Genomic DNA, 20,439 nt, shown 5'->3' with positions numbered 1-20,439 from the left:
AAGTATATATTTCTATAAGGATATACATTCTCCTTCCTTTTCTCCAGAACTGTCTAATCTCGTGATTCTCACTTATGGCGAAAACTCCACTTCTTAGTTTTTCCCAGTAAAATAAAAAAGTCAGTCAGCCATTTAGAAATAAGAGCCACAAATGCATACCCTGCAAACAGCAGCAGGAAGTTCTCTTTTCCGCGAAAGTGAAAGAGTCCAAGCCCCACCATGGTTGGTTTTAATATAAATGCCAACACAAGGCAAAGCGGAAGCATCCAGATATAATAATTTTTCTTTGTATTTATAATGAATTGATAGTAGAGCATGTAAACGACCGGTACAAAAGATGCATCAAGAGTGATGCTGGAAGGAAGCAAGGGCAGAAGCTTAAAGGGATAGATCCACAGTCCCCTTTCCGTGGCAATGATATCTGTATAGGTAAAAAAGATATGCACACTGTATCCATAAAAACCAAGCTGGAGGGCCCTCTTCCGGTCAATGAAAAGGATCAGGACGATGAGCGGGAAAACAAACATGGCAATGACAATCCATGTTTGCCAATAGAACAAATTCGAAAACTCATGCCAATAATCTACCAGTCGGCCATTCTGTTCTATTTCCTCCCTCATAATTTTCCCCATTAAATCGAGCCGGTCTTTTTCCAAAATGGTTTCCCTCACTTTTTTATCATTAGTATCAATCACAAGTGGGGTTTTATTCACTAACTTCTATATATTAGGACAGAAAGTCTTATGAAGACAGCCAGCTTGGATTCATCTGTCTAGCCCAAACTCGTCAGCATAACCATGATGCCGTTCGTTAACCCGTGGATTAAAACAGACGGCCAAATTGAACCTGTCCTTTCGTACGCCAGCGCGAAAAGAATGCCGCTGAAGAAATTGACGGGCATGACGTTATAGGTCGGGATATGAATGATGGTAAAGATGAGCGAGCTGAGCAAAAGCGCCCCTGTCAGTCCCATCCGTGCCCGCAGCCAGCGATACAAGAAGCCCCGGTAAAAGATTTCCTCATATATCGGCGAAATGACAGCCGCAGAAATAAAGGCAATGAGAACGGTAAAGAAAGTTACATTCTGCTGCATGGCCTCTGTTTTGCTGTTTTCCCATGTATTGCCTATAAAGCTGGTAAGCACAACAATGATGACGGCGCCGATCAGCAGGACTGCCGAATACAGCCCAATGAGCTTCCAATCCTTCAGGCTGTATGCTTTTACTCCGACTTCCTTCCATGACAGCCTTCTTGGGCGGAGGGCAATAAAGTATATCCCCAGCATAAGAATGATGGCTATGGTCAGCCCGGTTAAAGTCCCGGCATATAAATCATCCTTGAAGAGCTCAGCGTATATCGGCTGGACCAAAAGCTTGATGCCTCCAATTACAACAATAAATTCAAGCAGCATTAATAAAATGAATTCTCTCCAGCCCCACGGGTCCTGCCTTTTCCAGTTGGTTGTATCTGTTTCCATTCTCCGTCCCTCTTTCTTTATTAAATGGTATAATCTAACTATATTAGGTGACGCAGCGTAACCCGCAAGCTTTTTTTAGGAGGAATTCCAATGAAACGCTGGACAACCGGAGAAGTAGCGAAGCAGCGCAATATTTCTGTCCGTACACTCCGCTATTATGATCAGATCGGACTTCTGGCCCCAGGCTTTAAAGATGAGAATGGAAAGCGGTTTTATTCAGAGGAAGACTTATTTACATTAGAGAAAATTATGATTCTCAAGTCCCTTTCACTTCCGTTAGAGGAGATCCGCGAAGTACTGAAACAGCTTTCTTATAAACAAATCTTAGTATCCCACTATAATTACCTGCAGGAGCAGCTATCAGAGCTGCAAACAAGCATCTCCAACACAGCATCCCTGATCAATATGACCGATTTGGAGGAATCACTAGCCTGGGACCGTGTCGCTGAGCTTGTGCAGCAATCACAAAAGCGTTCTAAGAAATGGACCGACTATTTTCAGGAAGAGGAAAAAGCGTTCCTGGAAAAATCAATCCCAAACCTGGGCAGCAATGATGAAATTACCCAGCAGTATATTTCCCTGCTGCGAAGAATTGAAAGGTGCGTGGAAAACCACATTCCAGCCGAGTCAGACGAAGGCTTTGAGATTGCTTCCGAGTTAATCAGACTGTCACAGTTAAGCTTCCAGGGAGATTCAGAGCTGATGGACAAATTTTGGGAAGTCAGAAAAATGCCTGCCGAGGAAACAGGCCTATATCCAGTATCTGAAGAGGTGCTGGAGTTTGTGGAGCGCTGTTTGGCTTATGCAGATTCAAGGGCTGGCAGCTAACATGCAATCGTACTTAGCAGGAAAGGAGCCTCATGCACACGATTAGAATAATTATAGAAGGATGTGTACCTCCATGGACAATCGTGTTCATATTTTTGTTTGGATCACAATGATCACAGTGCCGTTCTTCTCTTTTATCAAAACAGGCAATGGGGAAAAAGCCGTTTTCATTTTTATCATTGAAGTGATTTTGTATTTCACTTTCGCCTTGTTCTGGCTCCGGCGTATGACTAAAAGGCAGGAGGATTCTGAGGTTTGGGTGATCGATAAAATGACCGATGAAGATTTGAAGGAGTTCACCATTCCGTTATTGGCTAAATTAGGCTATACCATTTCAAGGCTTGAGAGAGAAACTTCAGATATCAGCTTTTTGCTGGGGACGCCAGCGGGCAAAAAAGCGATTGTTAAAGTAAAAAGCCATAAAAGGGGTATTGGGATACGCCTTGTGCAGCGGACTTTCAAACAAATGGATGCTTATGAAGCTGACGAATGCTGGGTGATCACCAATTATAGCTATACTCCTCAAGCCTCCGAATATGCCAGGAAGCTTCCTATACGGCTGTATGAGCGGGAGCAGTTTATAGATTGGATCCTGGCTGTGGGAAAGGGGAAGAGAATTCGGGAATAAAATATTTTCTCCTTTTCCGTACAATTCTGCCCTTCCTATCCGTCCTATCAATAAAGGAGCTGATTATATGGTGACAGACCAAGAACTGATAAGCAAAGCACGTGAGCTGAAGGAGATGTTTACTGAGCTGGCAGAGACTCATTCCGGGCAGCTTTGGAATTATTGCCGCTATCTGACCGGATCTCCGTGGGATGGCGAGGATTTGTTTCAGGAGACGATGCTGAAGGCATTGGGCGGATTATTTCAAAGATGGCATCCGACAAATACAAAATCCTATCTGTACAGGATGGCCACTAACATCTGGATCGATCACTGCCGCAGGGAGAAAAGAAATCTTGGCACATTAGACGAAGAAGAGATCCCAGCGGTTGAATTTACGGAGACGCTGGAGCTTCAGCAGGCACTCGGCTGCCTTGTTGAGCTGTTCAAGCCCAGGCAAATCGCCGTATTCCTGCTGTTTGAAGTCTTTCAGTTCAAGGCAGAGGAAGTGGCAGGCATGGCCAGGACCACGCCGGGAGCCGTTTATGCCACAACGAGAAGGATGAAGGAGAAACTGAAGCAGCTTAATAGTCCCGAAACTCCCACTCGTCACTTCAACCACGAAAATGAGCCGGTCATCAAAGCCTACTTAAAGGCCTTAAACGAAGGCGATGTCGAAGCTGTCCTGAATCTGATCAGCGACCAGGCCCAAAATGAAGCGCCATTAGGCTTCGCGGAATTTAGCAAAGAAGAGATGCGGAATGGCTCGCTGCGTTATGGATTGCCTGGATACAGGGCAGAACCCCGTATACTTTGGGGCAAGCCGGTTATTATTGTTTTTGCCGACGAAGGACTGGGCCCGCTCATCCATGATATTCAGTACCAGGAAACCGAAAACGGGAAAATCGTCAGGCATGTAAGCTATTTTTTCCGGAAGGAATTCATTCTCGCAGCCGCAGAGGAATTAGGTGTGCCGGCTCAGCTTACAAAGCCGCCTGTGGATTGGGCGAGATAATGATTAAAAGGCAGATTTTGGTCTGTCTTTTTCTCTTGTAAAATCTGCCCTACCTGGCTGTACTTTTTTCCAATGCCAGCCACTCTAGCGCCTTCTCCAAGTCAGCATCCCGCTCCAAGTGCTCGGGTGTCCAAGGGACATACAAATCCGGCTCTATCCCCTTGCCTGTCATCCCCATGCCTCTATCGATCCGTGAGAGCCTTGAAGTGGGATACATGAATTCAAATCCGTTATCCCATTTCTTGCTTATAAGATTGGCATAATCATTTAATCCCTTTGTCGGCCTGCCGATGACCCGGACTTTACTGGACTTTTTGCAAAGCTCAACAAAGGAATCACCAGAGCTGCCGCACATATAATCTGACAAAACTGCAACTGATTTAGGATTTTTGGTGCCTTTAACAAAGGTGTCAGGCACAATATCTTCAAAGTCAAACTCTACGAACCCTTTTCCTTTGTTCTTCTCCCACTCCCGAATAAAAACCTTAAGGAATTGCTGTGCCTCCTCCCCCTGGATGCCTTCCAGTTCCGGGAGCGTTTCTGCCAGGAATCTGCCGGCGTTCGAATGGGTGCAGTTAAACAGCATCGTGTCCTCTCTGTCAGCGAGCTCCACGCCTTCTTCAGGCATTATATACGGCATTAAAGGATAATAGCTGGAGTCGCTTCCTCCATAATTGACCCGGACATCTATAATCCATTGGTCTGCTGATTCAAGCAGAACCCTATTATCATTGACCAATTTTACAATAGCATCTGGATTTGCAAAATCAGTAATGGTGAATAGCAATGTATCCTGATTCACCTTTTCCACAGTATAGTCTGGCGTATATCCTGGTTTTTCATAACTATTGAAAGTGATTTTACAAACATTCCCCTGTTCATCCTGTATGTCGCCATATTCATACAGCGAAAGGATCGGCATCCAGTCTTCCCGTTCTGGATGGTTAGCCTTCAAAAGCCGGCTGTGCTTTTCTTTCAGTTCCGGGATAGTGAAGCCCCCAAGTGAAATAAATGCCATTCCCATTTTACATCTTGTTCATTATTCGCCCCCGTAACATAAAGGCAGTCCTTATACCGCCTGACTCGGAATCCCCTGTCCAGCGGCTTTCTTTTTTCCGCCAAGCTGTCAACAAAGTAAATATGGTGGTCCTGAAAGTCCAATAAATAGCCTCTTACTGTATCTGCAAAATGTTCCCTGGTCAGCATATTGTTTTCTTTTAAAAGCTGTATTTTTTCAAAATAAGCCTCTGGATGATCCCATCCCTCTTTATCAATGCACCCCGCGTAGTCGTAATGCATGATTTCTATAATCTCTCTGAAAATCTGTTCCATTCTAATCCTCCGCCATCATTATTATTCCTTTTATTACCTATTCTATGTCATTAGAAGTTTGACCTTCTTTGAAGGCGTAAACTGTTCTTCCTTTAAGACACTTGGAATAATATGTTAAAATATGATAACAGTCTTAAAAACAGGGAGCTGAGAAATTGAAGCGGAGAATAAGCCTTTTACTGCTTGGCTTGATGTTTATTGCCAGTGCCTGTTCCTCTCAAACGAATGGAGGAGCCGATTCTTTTAAAGATCAAGCTGCCGAGGAATTTGAGACAGATGTATATATCCCTGAATATGAGAAGTATCCCATCACCTCTGCAGAGATTAAGTATCCGCCAACAGGTGACAAAAAGGATCTGGTTATGGTCTATTCGAAAGAAAAAGGCAAGATAAGGGACAAAGAGTTTATCGAAAAATATGAGAGCTCAATGGATTCGAAGGTTCTGTACGGGCTTTATGATGGGGAGCCTTGGCTTTTCATCATCACATACAGCAATTTCGAGATCATTGATGGCGACAATGACAGCAAGATAAAGACTGTCAACGGTGTGGATGTTCATTATAGAGAGATTTCAGCGGATACAGATATGCTATTAACATTCTTCAATCTCGAGGATGGCTCTTATAATATTGAGTTTTCATTGAGAGAGGGAATGACTAAGGAAAAGGCGTTTGAGGTTGTTGAGGGTATTATTGAGAATAATGGGTAGAGGGATGGGGTATTCCCTCCCTTTGTTTTTTTGCCGGACAAAAGTGCCGGAGCGAATAGTCCGATAAGAAACCTTATTGTTTCTTATTGCGTTTTTCATCAAAATACGTCCAGGTATAATAAACAATCCAAAATACAATCAGCACTAGATAAGAATAGGTATTCTTTATGGGGAGAACAAAAATGACTAAATAACCAATAATTAACGTAATAGGCATCAGCGTCCAATAAATTTTATCTTTAAAAGGCTTCAAGGGCAGGCCCCTCTTTCTAACAGCATTATTTTTCATCATCCGATAATCTTTTGTTTTAGTTATTGAAATACTGTTGTCGTTTGCAAAATCAATTAGGTCTGCAAAGAAAAATGAACAACACGGATATTTATCCCTTTTTTCACTTGTATAATAGCCCCCTTGGTCATCAATGCAAAATCCAGCAGGAACAGGTCTCCTGATCCAGCCAAATAAGAGCCTAGGGACCTGTCCCCCTGGTTCCCTTTCTATTACTACGTTAAAGGTATCAAAATGTTTCATTGCTTATGAAAACAAATTTGAGTGGCTGATTCTTCATACCGGATTTTTGTGGCGGCAGTAAAGCGAGCTAAAGTAAGTAACGGTGGAAGTTCACTATAGCGACTGCTGGGGATACTGATTTATTAATAACTTTCTTTCTGTCTCGTAGAAGGCTCTTATAATAAGAGGAATAACTAAGGAGAAGGCGTTTGAGGTTGTTGAGGATATTAAATAAAGGCAATGACTAAAGGGATGGCGCTCTCCATCCCTTTTCTGAACTTTGCTGTAGAATCATAGAGTTGATAAGCGTGGTTAAAGGTCTCATCTTGTTAAAACATAGTATATAACGTAGAACCAGCTAAAGAATCCGTGAAGGATTGCCCAGAGAACGGATTTATGAATACTCCACGATATTGTTATAGCCAAAGCAGAACCGAATGTAATGGCACTCTTAGAACCAGTTGGTGCTTTGAACTTTTTTTCCGTCTTGTCTTTCATAACCTGCCCCCCAGTTTCTCTGAATCTATCTATATTTCCTTTTCTATAAGTTATTCTTCATTAAGAAGATTATTCCCTCCCGCCATTATTATTTATCCGACAACCCTCCCTCCAATCCCTACCGGACCACTGTAACTTCATTGTAACTCCCCCCTCCTACACTAAACCCGAAGGATGAAAAGGAGGAGTGGTTTTGATGGCTCGCAAAAAGTCTTGGATTGGTTTAATCTTTTTGATTTTTGTATGCTCGGTCACATTGCTTCCTGGTAATTCAATGGCTGCAGGACAATTTATTACAGGCTCCTATGGGGGTAAGCCTTATAAATTGTATATTCCTGATCAGTACAATGAAAGTCAGTCTTTTCCGTTATATGTCATGCTGCATGGGTGCACACAGGATGCCAGCCAGTTTGCGACAGGGACTAAGATGAATACACTTGCTGATGAAAAAGGGTTTTTGGTGCTGTATCCTGAACAGACCAGCAGCGCCAATTCCAACAAGTGCTGGAATTGGTTCGAATCAGCCCACCAGTCACGCGGCAGCGGAGAACCAGCTGTTATTGCCGGAATGGTGAATCTTATTAAAAACAATTACTCTGTCCAAAGTGATCAGATATATGCGGCGGGTCTTTCAGCAGGTGCGGCGATGAGTGTGATCATGGGGGCCGCGTATCCTGACCTTTTCTCTGGCATTGGGGTGGGAGCAGGCCTTGAATACAAGGCTGCAACCAGCATGACAGGAGCTTTTACGGCTATGTCGAGCGGCGGCCCTAACCCTGTACAGCAAGGGAGGGCTGCCTATCAGGCAATGGGAAGCCGGGCAAATCCCATGCCAGTCATAGTGTTTCACGGAACTTCGGATTATACAGTTGCACCAGTAAATGGCAACCAGGTCATCTCCCAATGGGCTGTCACAAATGATTTAGCACAGAATGGCGTAGAGGATGGCTGGGTGGATGATCAGCCGGACCAAACCGAGAACTTAACCGTGCCTGGCGGAAAAAGCTATACTGTCAGCCATTATAAAGCTGGCGACGGCAGAATATGGATGAAGAAAGTAGCTGTCCAAAGCATGGGCCATGCCTGGTCAGGGGGAAATGTGCAAGGCAGCTATACGGATCCCCAAGGTCCTGATGCCAGCCGGATGATGTGGGAATTCTTTCAATCATTTGCAGGCAATGATGACGGCGGAAATGACGGCGCTGCCCCCGCTACATCAGCAAGCCCTAAAGGCGGGACTTATAATCAGCCTGTCTATGTAGAGCTCCAGACAAATAAAGAAGCAGACACTTACTACACAGTTGACGGTTCGGGTCCTACAACACAATCCACACTCTATACAGGACCGATTTACATTTCCGACGATACAACCCTTAAATTTTTCAGCCAGGACAGCTCTGGGCAAAGAGAATCTGTCAAAGAAGAGTTATATATCATCCAAGAAGATGCCCCTCCTTCAGGGGACTCGCTGACATTCAGCGCCATCTCAGGGGAAAGCGGGTTTGCCGGCCGATTCACAGCAGATGGCAAAGGCACCGGGGATATTAAGGCTGGCGATAAAGGCATGTACAACACCGATACCTTCAGAGGGATATTATCCTTTGATACAAGCAGCCTCGGACAGACAGCGATCGGGTCAGCAAAATTGCGCTTGTATACAAAATCAATTACAGGGGCGGTCACGGAAGTAAAATTGGACCTGAAGAATGGAACATTTGGCTCTGCCCTGATCGAGCAAAGCGATTATTCCGCCGCAGCAACGCTCACCAATATGGCCAGTTTCCAGCCGGCTGCCGTATCTAATTACATTGATATAGAAATCCCCGACAGTACGCTGGCTCAGATCAACCGGAGCGGCAAGACACAGTTCAGGCTAAAAGCAACAACAGCAGCGAGCTTTAATCAGAATTCCGTCCTTTTTTATGGGGGCGGGAATGGAGATATTTCTCCGGTTCTGATAATAAATAGCGCCAACTGAATGAAAAAGAGATCAGCAGGAAGCCGCTGATCTCTTTTTTTCACCCGGAGCATTATCTCCAATAATTCTTCATAATCTCACGGGACCAGTCAGGCTGACTGATCGGCTCTTTCGGGAGAAACTCCTCCATCACCGGCTTGATATCCAGAATCGGCGTTCCGTTGATGCAATCAAGCCCTTTGACGGTCAGTTCCCTGCCTTCTCTTTTGACCACACTCACAATTGTCAGGCCTAATTGATTCGGTCTATTCTTGCCGCGCTGAGCAAAGATTCCCACCTTTGGGAGGCTGTCATCGTTCCTGGGATGCCTTGCACCAGGCACAATTTTGCTTTGATCCACCCGATGAAAGTGATAGATGATTTCTAAGTGGGAGAAGGATTCAATTCCGTCGAGCGCTTCCTCTGGCAGAGAATTGTCCAGCACGATCCTGGTGACCACTCCACCCCAGTAATCGTCCTCTATTTCATGCCTTTCATTGCTAGCAAGCCCGATTGGCTTCAAACTAATCATTTCTTCCTCCTCCATCCCCTAGATAGTATGTAATATATCCCTGCTTTTTTAGCTTTCTAAATACTTCATCCATTTTCCTCAAAATGCTTTTCTCTGATAAATGAATGTGGTGACTCCCCAAGATATGCTATACAGGGCCAAAATAATGACTGCTGCCCACGTATACAGTTCCGGATTAGATAAGCTGGCTATAAAGCCAGTGATTAAAGATATATCTTCAGCGATTAAGTTTAAGAGATGCGGGCCCATCCCTGTTAATAAAACGAATGTAATCATCAGGACTGTTGTGATATGCCCTGGTTTAAATATATAAAACAGCGGAAATGTGAATGCAGCAAATGCTAAGAAGATGCCGCCGCCCATAGCCATATCTTCGATGGTAAATGCCTTATTGAATGCGAGCAATGCCAGGCAAGTGCCGCCTATGGCCAAAATCATATAGATAACTGCTCCGAGATAACGTGAAGCAATGATTTCATTGCGCGTATAAGGCAGGCTGTTCAGCAGAATGTTCGCCTCTGCTTTTTCATCGTAGGCATAGGCATTAAAAGGGATGAAAATGCTGGAAACACTGAAAATCAGCACAGGATGCGAGTCCATTACAATAAAGAACAGGATAAAAGGAATAAAGGTCAAGATCAGTTTTTTCTGCAGTATCACATCACGCCTGATAAGGTTAAACATAGCTTTTCCTCCCCTTCATGTAATACATAATATCCTCCAGGCTCGCCTGTTCCACTACCACAGAATGGCCAAAAGTATTATTTACAAGTTCGATATTGTCAGTCAGGGCCTCAAACCCTGTAGGAGCCCGGTGAATATGGACAAAAGCCTTCTCTGTATCCCGGTCCAAAAGTTCCAGCCCGCCTTTTACGAGCGCATAATTTTCCGCCACCTCGTGGACAGACTGATTAAATATCAGTCTCCCATTTTGCAAAAAAGCAATATAATCAGCGATGCGGTCCAAATCTGTGGTGATATGTGTAGAGAAGAAAATCGTGCGCCGGTCATCGAGCATCAATTCCTGCAGCAGATCGAGCATTTCCCGCCTGAAAATAGGATCCAGGCCTGATGTCGGCTCATCCATGATAATCAGCTCCGCATGATGCGATAAGGCAATCGCCAGCGATGCCTTCATCTGCATTCCTTTTGAAAAGGTTTTGATCGCTTTATTAAGGGGCAGCTCAAACTGCTCCACATATTGATAAAACATACGATCATCCCAGCGCTTGTATGCCGGTCCAACAATACGTTTTATGTCTTTTAAATTCATCCCTTCATAAAACACATTGCCATCATAAACGAAGCCGATGCGCTCTTTGATGTCCTTCTCATGTGTCTTATAATCCAGCCCGAAGATCTTGATCTCGCCCTGATCCGGCTTCAGCAGATTCATCATCATTTTAATGGTCGTCGACTTTCCGGCGCCATTCCCTCCAATGAATCCTGTGATAAAGCCCTGCTTCACTTGAAAATTTATATCTTTAATGGAAAAACCCTTGAATTCCTTGGCAACATTTTTAAATTCGACCACGTTTTCCATACAGTCACTCCTCATATAAAATCTTCAATAGCTGCTGAAGTTCATCCAATGAGAGACCAATTTCCCGGCCGTTGGTTATAACCGCTCCCAGCTGCTCCTCAATGACCTTCAGCTTCTTTTCCCTAATGACCTCTAAATTCTGTTCGGCGACAAAAGACCCTTTACCAACAATAGAATAAATAAAACCCGCCTTCTCCAATTCCTCGTAAGCCCGTTTCGTCGTAATCACGCTGATTTGCAGATCCTTAGCGAGCTGGCGTATAGAAGGCAGCGCTGCTCCCTCCGGCAGATCCCCCGCTAAAATCAAGGATTGAATTTGTTTTGTAATTTGTTCATATATCGGCTCCTTGCTACGATTGGAGATAATGATTTGCATGGAATTCCCTCTTTTTCAACTATTGTATATATACTATATACACATTATATACACACTAACAAAACCGTGCAACCATTTTTTGGGCGAGGGGGTCGGGTTCCCTGGCTCATTTTTCAAATCCGCTAACGCTTTTCTTTCCAGCATTATTTTGAAACAGCAAAAAAGCTGCCTTGCGGGCAGCCTCTTCCAAGTTAAATTACGTCTCTATTTTTCCGCTTAGCATCCTCTGCTGTTTTCTTCTTCAATATAACTTCCAGTTCCTTTTTCGTATCAGGATGCAAAATAATATTCCCGCTCAGGTCCATAGTAGAAGCTTTCACCCTTCTTCCCCATCTCCTCGAAAATGAACGCCAGTCACAAACCATTTCAAGAAGATATTTTCTGGGCATAGGCAGGGCTTGTTTATTTTTCGGATCAACCACCCAGTGTTCCCAATGGTGCTTGTTCTTGTGCTGATGGTGGAGCCAGGCATATTTCCACTTTTTAGTTCATCTGTGGAGTCCTTTTGACCTTTATAGAAAAACTTCTTAGCATACGGCAGAAACTCCTGCGGGGAAAATTTTGACCAATCGTGGATAATTCCCTGCAGGAATAGTCCTTCTTTCCAGCACTCGATTAGGACATTGAGTTTATGTTCCAGTATATACAATGTGTTTTTCCAGACTGCCTGCAGCAAGATACTCCCCCCATCCAGCTTCATCAGTTTCTTCTTGAAATCTGGAACTTTAATTTGCCTCTAGACCTCCTTACCAAAGACGGTTCTAAATTAAAGTTCCACAAAAAGGATGGGAATCCTTCTGCTCAGCGGATCATTGTGCTTTATTTCTCCATAAAACAAAAGCCAGCATCAGTATCAGTACAGGAGCTAAAGCAACCAGCTTCCAGCCATTTTCAGCTCCAAGGAAGTAATAAGCTATTGGAATTGATGTGATAAAGCTAATCAGCAGTGAGAGCTGCGATCTCCCAAATAGACCATAAAGGAGAGTGATAATACAAAGGATTAATGATATTTGCCATAGCAACACAATCATAGGAAACACCCACAGGCAGTTAACTTATTTATTGAAACAGTCGTCAATGGCTTCCACCGCCAATTCCAATGCTTTGAGTCTTCTATCAAGAAGCGTCCTTTGAGGACTGCCTGCCTTTAACTTGTCATATGTGTTCTCAATGGATGGGAATAATCCTATAAGGACTTGGCGGGCTTCTGTTAATTCTTCCGGAGAGTAATGATGGAGTTTTTGATTCCATATGTATTCCAGGGTATCCAGGCCGATACAAGCGGCTTTAAATCGTTTCTTTACTAAATTTGTATTTACACCTTTTTCAGTCATTTGGGCCAATGCCTTTTCGAGTTTTCGAATGGTTGATTGAAAGGACTTTATTGCTTCCAGTTGATCTTCAAGGGAAACCTTTTCTATGTTGATCCTCTCCTCTCTGTGATGATCTTTTTCTTTCCACTCCCGCACTAAATTTTACCATTAAATAAGTCGGTGTCACTGGTTACTCTGCCCTTAAAGCAGAATTGTATTTCCTTAATTGGATATTCTAGAAATTAATACATAGTCAAATATAGGGATATTTGATTAGGAGGTAACTTGCATGGTTCTGACAAACCCTTTAAATGTGTCCGAAATAGGTTCGCTTTGGCAGACATATCAGGAAAAAACCTTGATTATGAGGTTTTTGGAATACTTTCTTGAAAAGGCAGATGACCCGCAAGCAAGAAATATTCTGGGCGGATTATGGCAGGAGCTTGATTTTTATGTAGCTGAGATGGAAAATTTATTTTCTGAACAGGGGATGGTTAAACCTGTGGGCTTCACATCAGAGGATGTAAACCTGGAGGCCCCCAAGTTATATGACAATGGATTTGATATCATGTTTGTCCGTGTATTAAAGGAAGTTAGCATGGGCCTGTATACCCTTGGCTTAAATATGACCTACAACAAAAAGGTAATGGCCATTTATGAGGGACTCACAACTGTCACTCAAAAAATCTATAAACTTTCAACACGTTATTTACTTGAAAACGGAATTCTGGCTCTTCCTCCAAAAATGACAATGCCAAAGAAAACAGAATTTATTAAAAGCAAAAAGTACATGGAAGGTTTTAAGTTAATTGGTGAAAAAAGGCCTTTATCTGCCCTGGAGGTTGGGATACTTCATCACAATCTTGAAGTTAATAATATTGGAATGCAGTTAATCACAGGCTTTGCTCAGTGCGCCCAAAACAAAGAAGCCAGGCAATATTTTTTAAAAGGGAAAGATCTTGCTAAGAAACAGGTCAAAGTTATGGAGGAATTGCTTCTGGAAGGGGATGTCCATCTCTCCGCGACTTCCGGTGCAACGGTAACTGCATCAACAGTTCCTCCCTTTTCTGACAAGCTGATGATGCACTGCATATATATTCTTAATGGGTTTGGACTGATCGGTTCAGGCACAGGGGGATTTTTCAGTTTAAGAAACGATTTGGCGATGAAAACACTACTGCTCGCAAAAGATGTCTATTTCTACGCTCAGGAAGGGATTGACATTAAGATTAAAAATGGCTGGTTCGAGGAACCCCCGCAGATGGAAAACCGTTCCCAAATCATCAAGAAAGGACTTGAATAAAGGGAATGGCTATAGAAGATATTAATGGTAGTGCCAGTTCTTCCTGGCACTAATATTCTTGTGGAGGGATAAATTTTGAGTACACTCTCAAGCTTAGTTAAAAGGATTATTACGCTGCTCATAAAAATCGAATTCTTTATGGATACATTTAAGCACAGGCTTAACCACTTAATGAGAATGCAGCCTTTAACATAAGCAATAAGTATCTCAAGACTATTATGCTTCCACATTAATACAGAGAGACAGGTTTCCCGTCTGCTTGGGACAAGGAACCTGTCCCTTCTTTTTCATGTAAACCAAATCCTGGATATTTGCAGTGGGTTGATTACCGATTTTAATCTGCCGTCAGGATGATACAGCTTAATAGAGTCCATTTTTTTAAAATCATGCGATGCTTTTTCCATATTGTCGAGCAAAATCTTTGTTTCACTTTTATCCAGTTTAAAAGAAAGAGATTGCCCCGACAGCAAAATCTCCGCCTTCACGTTTCCTTTTGGATCGTGGTTTTTATTATACATTTGAAAGTCCTCCCAGTGAGCCAAGGGGACAGGTCCGCTGGCCCGTTTTGGCATAAAATCTGTCCTATGACTTTATATATATTCCATCCTTGCCGTATGCATACAAATGTGAGCCCCGCATAAACACCGGCCCAATGATGCGTTTGCCATTTTCGTCAATTAGCTGCAGCTTATGTTTTGCTGTATAGCTGTGTTTATTTTTCCGGTAGCGCATCAGCGTGGACATATCGATTTGACCAATCATGCCCTCTTTATCCAGCAAAAATTGCCCCATTATAGGACAACGGCCGTTTACACGATAGCGCCCGGCTTCTCTCATCTCATCCAGATGAACGAGATCAAAATCATCATAATAGTAAAAGTAAACTTCCTTTGATCCAGCCACATTCATTCCGTAGCAATCACTGATTCCGTAATCACCCGCTCCCCAAAGCCGCTTGCCATTCATTGTGTAAGCCACAACACCGGCACTTCCCATGGGCTCATCCCACCCGAAATTCCCAAATATGCCTTCATCAAAGTAACTGACCCAAATAGTATCGGTATCGTCAATCTGGACATCATTGATTCCATCACCGAGCGTGAATGCCTCGATCAACTGGCCATTTGGGTTATACCTCCTGGCGTTCCGTTCAACGTATGTGCCATCCTTTAAACAGCGGCTTTGTACTATCAGCAATGTCCCATCGGAAAACAGATCAGCGTGAGTCGGCATTAGAGGAATGTTCTTTAATTCCACAGTCTCTATACTGTTATCTCTAATCAACGTGATGGTCCAGCTGCATTTCGGCACAGGCCGCTCAAAAAAATCGAGTTCCTGTTGGCCGGTTTCAATCAGCAGCAGTGTTCCATCCTGAGCTATCTGGCCGCCGGCAAAGTTTAAATTTGAACTATAATCATGCCGCTTATGCAATATTAATTTTTCTATTGGAATCACCCTATCTGGAGAACATTTCCCAATTCCTTACTTGGTGCTGACTGAAATAAACATAGAGGCATCCTGCTTCATGAAAACACGTTATTTTCCATCAGCTCTCTCTTTCAAGTGGCCAAAGGGGAAGGTTTAAGCCCCCTCTGATTTTCTTTCCCTTTAAACATATACCGGATTCCTTTACCCGCAAGAGGTTCGTCCTCATATCTCGGGATCACATGAAAGTGTGCATGGAAAATATGCTGTCCGCCAGCCTCGCCGCAGTTCCAGCCTAAATTATAACCTCGAGGCTCATGCTTTTCATCCAAGTACTTTTTCACATCCTGCAGGAGACTGTAGGTGGCCGCCCACTCCTCAGGTGTTAAATCAAATGCAGTTTCCCTGTGCTGAATAGGAACAATTAACCCTGCGCCTTCCAGCTGACTTCCCTTTATTTGACGCTGCCCCAGCTGTAAAAAAAGACAATGTTCATTGCTCATGACAACATTCTGATCCGGCTCAAGCTCCAGCCTGCAAAAAATACAGTTATCCATCATTGATCTCCTCACTTTTATCGGTAAAACTTTTGTCAGCTAACCGAAAACCACCACACAACCAGCCCCATGCTCACAATTCCCCAGACTGTCGTCGCGAAGATCCACCAGACAACAGGACGGGATGAAATACTGCTGCTTTCCCCGTCTCTTTTTAGAACAGCGACCCTGCGTTCCATATTCTTTTTCATGGAAACGAGAACCGCAAATCCGCCTATGAAAAAGCCGAGAAGAACCCAGAATAGTAAATCCACATTTCAGCCTCCTTTTCATATTGTGAGCCATAGGGACAGACCCCCTGGCCCATGCCCCCTTCAATTTCAGCTGTGAATGCACATATGAGTGCCTGCCCGCTTACCAAAGAACTTCAACAAAAAAAGCGCTAATCCTCCTTAAGATCAGCGCACAGACTTATTCATCAAAGTTAAGATCTTTTCTTTTATGCCGCCAATACTCGTAAAAAGTATATAAGTTTCTTTCTCTGTTTTAATGACCACTCTGTCTGTATTGCCGGATGGAAACCCAATCCTTATGGCTTCCTTTTCCTGCCCGCCATAGGTATCATCATTCGATACTTCTGTAATAGCCGATAACGGTATTTCAGTCTTATTTAATAGCCAGTTTATCTCCAGGCTCCCATTCTTCTCTGCCACTTTAACTTCCATGGTATCCCTCCTGTTAATATTTGTATACGGAAGAGACACCGATTTAGTTTCAATTTTTTGGTGATATGAGCCATGGGGACAGACCCCCCGGCCCCACACTAGATCAAAAGTTAATCCCTACCCCAAATAATCCCCGGCTGCCTCAACATCAAATAACCCGCTCTCCCTTGCAAACTGCATTAGCAGATGGAGATGACCAGCACCATATAAAACAAAAATCCGTTCTTCATTGGAACTCACTAAGCTTACCAGATTTATATAAATTAACAGATTTCGATAATACCAATACTTCGCTGTCCAAATGGCGCCCGCCGGGTTGCTATGGCTTCCAACCAGGGACATTCTCATATAAAACTCTTGTCCCCTGGCAATATTCCGCGATTCATTATGCCAAAGCAGATAGTCTTTTATAGAATGATTCTGCAAAAATGTATTTGCTTCAGAATTGATTTTCTGTCCTAGCTCTGCAAATGCCTTATACTCATCCGTATCTTCCCATTCACTTAGAGCCCCGAGGTCAGGCACACCCTCCTCGTCCTGATTCCAGTCGACTGCATGTACATGTCCCAAACCGCATTCCTTTGCCAGCCGGAATCCGACTTGATCGACTTCATTAACGGTTAAGGCATAGTCTCCATTCAAATAAGAAGCATATTCATCATTCAATGCTTGTTCCTTTTCCTGCAGAACTTCCAAGGCAACCTTTGTCGGTTTAAACCTCTTTAAACAAGTGATAATCTCCTGGATCTCTGCTTGCCTTGTATCCGATAAAATATCCATTTTGTCTGTCATATACATATCTCCATTGTCTATGCCTGCAAAATGGTCCGTTCCGAAGATAAATAGAGTTGGCTTGATAGGATTCGCCCCCTTGATAAATTTTCAAAGACAAAAGGACAGGTTTCACAAAAAACCTGTCACTCCTACCGCTATCTGGCTACAACCGGTACCCAAAGCTCACTGTTCGGAACTCTGTCAGGCGCCAAATAATTCTCAACGCACGGCAAATCTGCCAATTCATAGCCTGAGGCAGGCAGCCATTCGGTGTACAGGCGCTTCCAAGCCTCAGGAATGTCAGGGAAAACAGCCCAGGTACTTGCGGGAATCACGATTTTCTCCATTTCGCTTGCAGATTCACCCGTATAACGGCAGCCCATGAAATAATCGAACTCTTCATCGGTAATGGCAGCCTGCTTTCCGACTAGACCCAGTATCCCTTCCAGCTTGCATTGGGGATTTTCCCAGGATAGATTGATAAAACGCTGCAGCATGCCCGTTTCAGTTGCTTCTTTCCACAGCCGCGGTATTGTTTTAAAAGCATCCTCCGTAACCACCTTCCGCCTGACTCCCGCTATTTCAACATCAGTTTCCAGCACTTCGATCCGGTAATCCATTTCCTCGTCCCCTTTAATCGAAATTTGAAAAGAAATCCTCGGGATGGCTTTTAGCTTGATTCCTTTATTCCTGGCCGCTGATGGAGTAATTCCATGAAGGTTTTTAAAAGCACGGCTGAAGGCATCGGGGGAATCATAGCCATATTGAAACGCCAGATCAATCACCCGGACTTCAGCGTTGTTTTGAAGCTCGAATGCCGCCTGTGATAAGCGCCTCCGCCTGATATAGTCTGATAAAGATAATCCGGTCATGGAAGAGAACATCCTTGGAAAATGGTAACCCGAACAGCATGCTCTTCTCGCTATTTCTTTTCCATCTATTTCACCCGCTAAATTCTCCTCAATATAATCCATTGCTCTATTCAATCGCTCTAGCCAATCCATCTCTTACCTCCTTCCCTGCTAAATATAGATAAAAAAGAAAACTTAAGTCCGGCATTCTAAGTGCAGAAAATGACGGGTACAAAAGTCAAAGCTGTATCCAATACCTCTGAACCTCCTCACCGCTGTCTGGCGAAATGACCTCATTCTCCAATACCCCGCCAACTTTCTGAATGGTCCTGGCTGAAGCTATATTTGCTTTATCACATGTGACCAGCACTTTTTCCAAACCCAATTTCTTTGCTTCGACCAGGCTCATCTTCAGCTGTTCAGCGGCATATCCTTTGCGGCGTTCAGCCGGATGGATGCTGTAGCCGATATGCCCGCTCTCCACCAGCAGTTCTGGTGTCAGCCGGTGGCGTATATTAACCAGGCCGACTACTTTATCATCAACCATGCTCAGGAATTGTGTCGCAGGAACCCGGTTTGGCGGCAGCTGCCCTTCTTCCTGGCTGATGACTTTTTCGAGCCATTTCTCATAATGTTCATAGTTTTGCAGGGAAGAGCCTCCATAAAGAAGTTCTCCCGAGTCCAGAAATGCTTTTCGGTATGCCAACATTTGTTCTTTATGTATCTTTGCGGGTCTTATCAATTTCATTAAGATCAGCTTCCTTTGCTGTTTTTCCAAAATATGCATATGACCTGTTTCGCTGCCGGGTAACGGGTTTCCTTCTTGTTGATGGAAATCGCGAAAAAAGAGCCACAGGGACAGGTCCCTTGGCTCAATTTTGAAAGGGCAGCTGCCCTGTGTTCTTCCTGATTACTTAAAGACGCAATATTGCCCTTCCAATTTCCTTTATCACACCGTATGTCCCTTCCGTTTGGTTCGAGCATACGAGCCACAGGGCAGTTCCCTCGGTCCGTTTGGGCTCAAGAAACCTGCTCCTGTGCTATCCTCAGCTCTTCTCCTCAAGCCTATTCAGCCATTCCTCAACCAGAGCATTAAACACATCTGCCTGCTCAATCTGCAGATTGTGACCCGCCATATCAAGAACTGCAAAAGTGGCCCGCGGATAGTCCTCTATCAGCTCCCAGGTATCACGGTAGCCGGTAATATGATCCTGCCTTCCTGTGATGATCAGCGCCGGATGGTCAAGTCTTGTTGTTATATCAAAGCTAAAGCCGTATCCGTTATTTTGGATTCTCTCTAGAAACTCTGCATTGGCCAGTCTGGAAGGAAGCAGAACTTCTTTCTGGAATCTTTCCCATTCTTCCTCACCCTGCACAACTCCAACGGAACAGAACTCTTCAGCGTCCTCTGGGGATAGACTCGAAATCAAGCTGCTGTCCTTTTTTAAAACCGCATGCTGGGGCAATGTCCTGCCGGCAGACTCAGCTATGGCCACCGGCGCCAGCAGCATTAGACCCCGGACCCTACCCGGCCTTGAATAAGCGACCCCTCTCGCCAGATAGCCCCCATACGAATAGCCGCAGACGGCAAACGTTTCTTCAGGAATGATCTCATCTAAAAGCTGCAGCACGGCTTCCAGCATGTCATCCGAGTTTCGGATCGAAGGCAGCGGCTCAGACTGGCCCATGCCAGGCAAATCAATATAAATTCTTTTCCAGCCGTCCTGCTTCTCGAACAGCGGCTCCATTGCATGCTGCATCACTCTGTGGTCAAGTGTCCAGCCGTGCAGCATAACGATTGGGACCCCTTCTCCAATGGTTTTATGGTAAATAGACATAGTTGCAGTTCTCCTTTTCCTAATTAAAAATATGTAAGAATCTAATTTGTTTCAGGCATTAAACTTGGTTAGAAAAACACAGTCGCAGCCACAAAGATCACAGCAGCCGAAATAGCTGGCATTACAAACAACACAATCGGCAAAAAGAGTATTCTCCAAACTAAGGGCAGATCAATATCTTTCTTTCTTAAACTGAACAGCATCGCTATAAGATTTATAATTAAAAATGGAGCGAACTTCAGGATATCTGTTAAAACTGACTTCTTACCGGAGTCTGATTAGAATGCTGCCATTGTTAAGGAGAAAAAGTAAACAGGAATGGAAAAT

At 43.9% G+C, this 20,439-nt stretch carries 28 protein-coding genes and 1 pseudogene; 6 read left to right on the top strand and 23 right to left on the bottom strand.

Annotated features, from left to right (window positions below; translation table 11 throughout):
- Positions 1 to 68: 68 nt before the first annotated feature.
- Both Q9R36_RS12515 and Q9R36_RS12510 read right to left on the bottom strand, forming a co-directional pair.
- A complete protein-coding gene (locus tag Q9R36_RS12515) occupies positions 69 to 713 on the bottom strand; it encodes a CBO0543 family protein (RefSeq protein ID WP_257992860.1) in 645 nt (214 codons plus the stop codon).
- A gap of 59 nt (positions 714 to 772) precedes the next feature.
- Complete coding sequence (locus tag Q9R36_RS12510; RefSeq protein ID WP_257992861.1) at positions 773 to 1,477, bottom strand: CPBP family intramembrane glutamic endopeptidase; 705 nt, start codon at positions 1,475 to 1,477, stop codon at positions 773 to 775.
- A 90-nt stretch (positions 1,478 to 1,567) separates the two neighbouring features.
- Between Q9R36_RS12510 and Q9R36_RS12505 the strand changes: the two genes are divergently transcribed.
- From Q9R36_RS12505 to Q9R36_RS12495, 3 genes are all read left to right on the top strand, one after another.
- The gene (locus tag Q9R36_RS12505) at positions 1,568 to 2,305 is read left to right on the top strand and encodes a MerR family transcriptional regulator (protein ID WP_257992862.1); all 738 of its coding nucleotides are present in this window, start codon (positions 1,568 to 1,570) and stop codon (positions 2,303 to 2,305) included.
- Positions 2,306 to 2,378: 73 nt separating this feature from the next.
- A complete protein-coding gene (locus Q9R36_RS12500) occupies positions 2,379 to 2,933 on the top strand; it encodes a restriction endonuclease (protein WP_257992863.1) in 555 nt (184 codons plus the stop codon).
- Positions 2,934 to 3,000: 67 nt separating this feature from the next.
- Entirely contained in the window at positions 3,001 to 3,927 is a 927-nt protein-coding gene (locus Q9R36_RS12495) for an RNA polymerase sigma factor (RefSeq protein ID WP_257992864.1), read from the top strand.
- Positions 3,928 to 3,976: 49 nt separating this feature from the next.
- Here the strand turns inward: Q9R36_RS12495 and Q9R36_RS12490 are convergent, their stop codons facing one another.
- On the bottom strand, positions 3,977 to 4,945 hold the full coding sequence (locus tag Q9R36_RS12490; protein WP_311225209.1) for a S41 family peptidase: 969 nt from the start codon (positions 4,943 to 4,945) through the stop codon (positions 3,977 to 3,979).
- Positions 4,903 to 5,259: a hypothetical protein gene (locus Q9R36_RS12485; RefSeq protein ID WP_311225208.1), complete on the bottom strand. Its 357-nt coding sequence runs from the start codon at positions 5,257 to 5,259 to the stop codon at positions 4,903 to 4,905. The genes Q9R36_RS12490 and Q9R36_RS12485 overlap by 43 nt, the downstream gene beginning before the upstream one ends.
- 155 nt (positions 5,260 to 5,414) lie before the next feature.
- Here Q9R36_RS12485 and Q9R36_RS12480 point away from each other — a divergent pair, with 155 nt between their 5' ends.
- On the top strand, positions 5,415 to 5,969 hold the full coding sequence (locus tag Q9R36_RS12480) for a hypothetical protein (protein WP_311225207.1): 555 nt from the start codon (positions 5,415 to 5,417) through the stop codon (positions 5,967 to 5,969).
- A gap of 73 nt (positions 5,970 to 6,042) precedes the next feature.
- Here the strand turns inward: Q9R36_RS12480 and Q9R36_RS12475 are convergent, their stop codons facing one another.
- Both Q9R36_RS12475 and Q9R36_RS12470 read right to left on the bottom strand, forming a co-directional pair.
- Positions 6,043 to 6,501: a hypothetical protein gene (locus Q9R36_RS12475; protein WP_257992868.1), complete on the bottom strand. Its 459-nt coding sequence runs from the start codon at positions 6,499 to 6,501 to the stop codon at positions 6,043 to 6,045.
- 300 nt (positions 6,502 to 6,801) lie between these two features.
- The gene (locus tag Q9R36_RS12470; RefSeq protein ID WP_311225206.1) at positions 6,802 to 6,978 is read right to left on the bottom strand and encodes a hypothetical protein; all 177 of its coding nucleotides are present in this window, start codon (positions 6,976 to 6,978) and stop codon (positions 6,802 to 6,804) included.
- Between the two features lie 196 nt (positions 6,979 to 7,174).
- On the opposite strand from Q9R36_RS12470, the gene Q9R36_RS12465 reads away from it, so the two are divergent.
- Positions 7,175 to 8,956, top strand: a complete 1,782-nt coding sequence (locus Q9R36_RS12465) for an extracellular catalytic domain type 1 short-chain-length polyhydroxyalkanoate depolymerase (protein ID WP_311225396.1) — start codon at positions 7,175 to 7,177, stop codon at positions 8,954 to 8,956.
- Between the two features lie 52 nt (positions 8,957 to 9,008).
- Here the strand turns inward: Q9R36_RS12465 and Q9R36_RS12460 are convergent, their stop codons facing one another.
- The 8 genes and pseudogenes from Q9R36_RS12460 to Q9R36_RS12425 all read right to left on the bottom strand — a co-directional run bounded on the left by Q9R36_RS12460 (position 9,009) and on the right by Q9R36_RS12425 (position 12,807).
- Positions 9,009 to 9,467 (bottom strand): SAM-dependent methyltransferase, encoded by a 459-nt coding sequence (locus Q9R36_RS12460; protein WP_311225205.1) that lies wholly within the window; start codon positions 9,465 to 9,467, stop codon positions 9,009 to 9,011.
- 78 nt (positions 9,468 to 9,545) lie between these two features.
- Positions 9,546 to 10,151, bottom strand: a complete 606-nt coding sequence (locus Q9R36_RS12455; RefSeq protein ID WP_311225204.1) for an ABC-2 transporter permease — start codon at positions 10,149 to 10,151, stop codon at positions 9,546 to 9,548.
- The gene (locus tag Q9R36_RS12450; protein WP_311225203.1) at positions 10,144 to 11,010 is read right to left on the bottom strand and encodes an ABC transporter ATP-binding protein; all 867 of its coding nucleotides are present in this window, start codon (positions 11,008 to 11,010) and stop codon (positions 10,144 to 10,146) included. Before Q9R36_RS12450 ends, Q9R36_RS12455 begins: the two co-directional genes overlap by 8 nt.
- Before the next feature lie 4 nt (positions 11,011 to 11,014).
- Positions 11,015 to 11,386, bottom strand: a complete 372-nt coding sequence (locus tag Q9R36_RS12445; RefSeq protein ID WP_224901567.1) for a GntR family transcriptional regulator — start codon at positions 11,384 to 11,386, stop codon at positions 11,015 to 11,017.
- A 191-nt stretch (positions 11,387 to 11,577) separates the two neighbouring features.
- A pseudogene (locus Q9R36_RS26205) lies at positions 11,578 to 11,811 on the bottom strand (DUF5662 family protein); the annotation flags it as partial.
- Positions 11,703 to 12,086 carry a DUF5662 family protein gene (locus Q9R36_RS12435; protein ID WP_276541925.1) on the bottom strand — a complete coding sequence of 128 codons (384 nt, stop codon included), beginning with the start codon at positions 12,084 to 12,086 and terminating at the stop codon, positions 11,703 to 11,705. The pseudogene Q9R36_RS26205 and the gene Q9R36_RS12435, both read right to left, overlap by 109 nt.
- 109 nt (positions 12,087 to 12,195) lie before the next feature.
- Entirely contained in the window at positions 12,196 to 12,417 is a 222-nt protein-coding gene (locus Q9R36_RS12430) for a hypothetical protein (protein ID WP_311225202.1), read from the bottom strand.
- Positions 12,418 to 12,441: 24 nt separating this feature from the next.
- On the bottom strand, positions 12,442 to 12,807 hold the full coding sequence (locus Q9R36_RS12425; protein ID WP_257993050.1) for a hypothetical protein: 366 nt from the start codon (positions 12,805 to 12,807) through the stop codon (positions 12,442 to 12,444).
- Positions 12,808 to 12,988: 181 nt separating this feature from the next.
- Here Q9R36_RS12425 and Q9R36_RS12420 point away from each other — a divergent pair, with 181 nt between their 5' ends.
- Positions 12,989 to 14,002 carry a DUF3231 family protein gene (locus Q9R36_RS12420; protein WP_224901563.1) on the top strand — a complete coding sequence of 338 codons (1,014 nt, stop codon included), beginning with the start codon at positions 12,989 to 12,991 and terminating at the stop codon, positions 14,000 to 14,002.
- Between the two features lie 287 nt (positions 14,003 to 14,289).
- Here Q9R36_RS12420 and Q9R36_RS12415 read toward each other — a convergent pair whose 3' ends face one another.
- From Q9R36_RS12415 to Q9R36_RS12375, 9 genes are all read right to left on the bottom strand, one after another.
- Entirely contained in the window at positions 14,290 to 14,520 is a 231-nt protein-coding gene (locus Q9R36_RS12415) for a hypothetical protein (RefSeq protein ID WP_224901561.1), read from the bottom strand.
- A gap of 64 nt (positions 14,521 to 14,584) precedes the next feature.
- Positions 14,585 to 15,433: a hypothetical protein gene (locus Q9R36_RS12410; protein WP_311225201.1), complete on the bottom strand. Its 849-nt coding sequence runs from the start codon at positions 15,431 to 15,433 to the stop codon at positions 14,585 to 14,587.
- Positions 15,434 to 15,561: 128 nt separating this feature from the next.
- Positions 15,562 to 15,984 (bottom strand): HIT family protein, encoded by a 423-nt coding sequence (locus Q9R36_RS12405; protein WP_311225395.1) that lies wholly within the window; start codon positions 15,982 to 15,984, stop codon positions 15,562 to 15,564.
- A gap of 35 nt (positions 15,985 to 16,019) precedes the next feature.
- Positions 16,020 to 16,238, bottom strand: a complete 219-nt coding sequence (locus Q9R36_RS12400) for a hypothetical protein (RefSeq protein ID WP_148949968.1) — start codon at positions 16,236 to 16,238, stop codon at positions 16,020 to 16,022.
- A 144-nt stretch (positions 16,239 to 16,382) separates the two neighbouring features.
- Positions 16,383 to 16,649 carry a SunI/YnzG family protein gene (locus Q9R36_RS12395; protein WP_009794530.1) on the bottom strand — a complete coding sequence of 89 codons (267 nt, stop codon included), beginning with the start codon at positions 16,647 to 16,649 and terminating at the stop codon, positions 16,383 to 16,385.
- 117 nt (positions 16,650 to 16,766) lie between these two features.
- Positions 16,767 to 17,441: a DUF5694 domain-containing protein gene (locus Q9R36_RS12390; protein ID WP_311225200.1), complete on the bottom strand. Its 675-nt coding sequence runs from the start codon at positions 17,439 to 17,441 to the stop codon at positions 16,767 to 16,769.
- Between the two features lie 137 nt (positions 17,442 to 17,578).
- Positions 17,579 to 18,427: an AraC family transcriptional regulator gene (locus tag Q9R36_RS12385; protein ID WP_311225199.1), complete on the bottom strand. Its 849-nt coding sequence runs from the start codon at positions 18,425 to 18,427 to the stop codon at positions 17,579 to 17,581.
- 85 nt (positions 18,428 to 18,512) lie between these two features.
- Positions 18,513 to 19,022: a GNAT family N-acetyltransferase gene (locus tag Q9R36_RS12380; RefSeq protein ID WP_180827275.1), complete on the bottom strand. Its 510-nt coding sequence runs from the start codon at positions 19,020 to 19,022 to the stop codon at positions 18,513 to 18,515.
- Between the two features lie 298 nt (positions 19,023 to 19,320).
- Complete coding sequence (locus Q9R36_RS12375) at positions 19,321 to 20,112, bottom strand: alpha/beta fold hydrolase (RefSeq protein WP_101548683.1); 792 nt, start codon at positions 20,110 to 20,112, stop codon at positions 19,321 to 19,323.
- Positions 20,113 to 20,439 lie beyond the last annotated feature (327 nt).

Source organism: Bacillus sp. AG4(2022), from assembly GCF_031844465.1.
Classification (GTDB): Bacteria; Bacillota; Bacilli; order Bacillales; family Cytobacillaceae; genus Bacillus_AB; species Bacillus_AB infantis.
The sequence above is the reverse complement of the archived record's forward strand: the minus strand, read 5'-3'. Positions and strand labels throughout refer to the sequence as shown.

What these genes read in the sequence shown, in the direction of transcription:
- Q9R36_RS12510 (WP_257992861.1), bottom strand. Translation starts at nt 1,477, where the DNA reads ATGGAAACAGATACAACCAACTGGAAAAGGCAGGACCCGTGGGGCTGG.
- Q9R36_RS12505 (WP_257992862.1), top strand. Translation starts at nt 1,568, where the DNA reads ATGAAACGCTGGACAACCGGAGAAGTAGCGAAGCAGCGCAATATTTCT.
- Q9R36_RS12500 (WP_257992863.1), top strand. Translation starts at nt 2,379, where the DNA reads ATGGACAATCGTGTTCATATTTTTGTTTGGATCACAATGATCACAGTG.
- Q9R36_RS12495 (WP_257992864.1), top strand. Translation starts at nt 3,001, where the DNA reads ATGGTGACAGACCAAGAACTGATAAGCAAAGCACGTGAGCTGAAGGAG.
- Q9R36_RS12490 (WP_311225209.1), bottom strand. Translation starts at nt 4,945, where the DNA reads ATGGCATTTATTTCACTTGGGGGCTTCACTATCCCGGAACTGAAAGAA.
- Q9R36_RS12485 (WP_311225208.1), bottom strand. Translation starts at nt 5,259, where the DNA reads ATGGAACAGATTTTCAGAGAGATTATAGAAATCATGCATTACGACTAC.
- Q9R36_RS12475 (WP_257992868.1), bottom strand. Translation starts at nt 6,501, where the DNA reads ATGAAACATTTTGATACCTTTAACGTAGTAATAGAAAGGGAACCAGGG.
- Q9R36_RS12470 (WP_311225206.1), bottom strand. Translation starts at nt 6,978, where the DNA reads ATGAAAGACAAGACGGAAAAAAAGTTCAAAGCACCAACTGGTTCTAAG.
- Q9R36_RS12465 (WP_311225396.1), top strand. Translation starts at nt 7,175, where the DNA reads ATGGCTCGCAAAAAGTCTTGGATTGGTTTAATCTTTTTGATTTTTGTA.
- Q9R36_RS12460 (WP_311225205.1), bottom strand. Translation starts at nt 9,467, where the DNA reads ATGATTAGTTTGAAGCCAATCGGGCTTGCTAGCAATGAAAGGCATGAA.
- Q9R36_RS12455 (WP_311225204.1), bottom strand. Translation starts at nt 10,151, where the DNA reads ATGTTTAACCTTATCAGGCGTGATGTGATACTGCAGAAAAAACTGATC.
- Q9R36_RS12450 (WP_311225203.1), bottom strand. Translation starts at nt 11,010, where the DNA reads ATGGAAAACGTGGTCGAATTTAAAAATGTTGCCAAGGAATTCAAGGGT.
- Q9R36_RS12445 (WP_224901567.1), bottom strand. Translation starts at nt 11,386, where the DNA reads ATGCAAATCATTATCTCCAATCGTAGCAAGGAGCCGATATATGAACAA.
- Q9R36_RS12435 (WP_276541925.1), bottom strand. Translation starts at nt 12,086, where the DNA reads ATGAAGCTGGATGGGGGGAGTATCTTGCTGCAGGCAGTCTGGAAAAAC.
- Q9R36_RS12430 (WP_311225202.1), bottom strand. Translation starts at nt 12,417, where the DNA reads ATGATTGTGTTGCTATGGCAAATATCATTAATCCTTTGTATTATCACT.
- Q9R36_RS12420 (WP_224901563.1), top strand. Translation starts at nt 12,989, where the DNA reads ATGGTTCTGACAAACCCTTTAAATGTGTCCGAAATAGGTTCGCTTTGG.
- Q9R36_RS12415 (WP_224901561.1), bottom strand. Translation starts at nt 14,520, where the DNA reads ATGTATAATAAAAACCACGATCCAAAAGGAAACGTGAAGGCGGAGATT.
- Q9R36_RS12405 (WP_311225395.1), bottom strand. Translation starts at nt 15,984, where the DNA reads ATGGATAACTGTATTTTTTGCAGGCTGGAGCTTGAGCCGGATCAGAAT.
- Q9R36_RS12395 (WP_009794530.1), bottom strand. Translation starts at nt 16,649, where the DNA reads ATGGAAGTTAAAGTGGCAGAGAAGAATGGGAGCCTGGAGATAAACTGG.
- Q9R36_RS12390 (WP_311225200.1), bottom strand. Translation starts at nt 17,441, where the DNA reads ATGACAGACAAAATGGATATTTTATCGGATACAAGGCAAGCAGAGATC.
- Q9R36_RS12385 (WP_311225199.1), bottom strand. Translation starts at nt 18,427, where the DNA reads ATGGATTGGCTAGAGCGATTGAATAGAGCAATGGATTATATTGAGGAG.
- Q9R36_RS12380 (WP_180827275.1), bottom strand. Translation starts at nt 19,022, where the DNA reads ATGAAATTGATAAGACCCGCAAAGATACATAAAGAACAAATGTTGGCA.
- Q9R36_RS12375 (WP_101548683.1), bottom strand. Translation starts at nt 20,112, where the DNA reads ATGTCTATTTACCATAAAACCATTGGAGAAGGGGTCCCAATCGTTATG.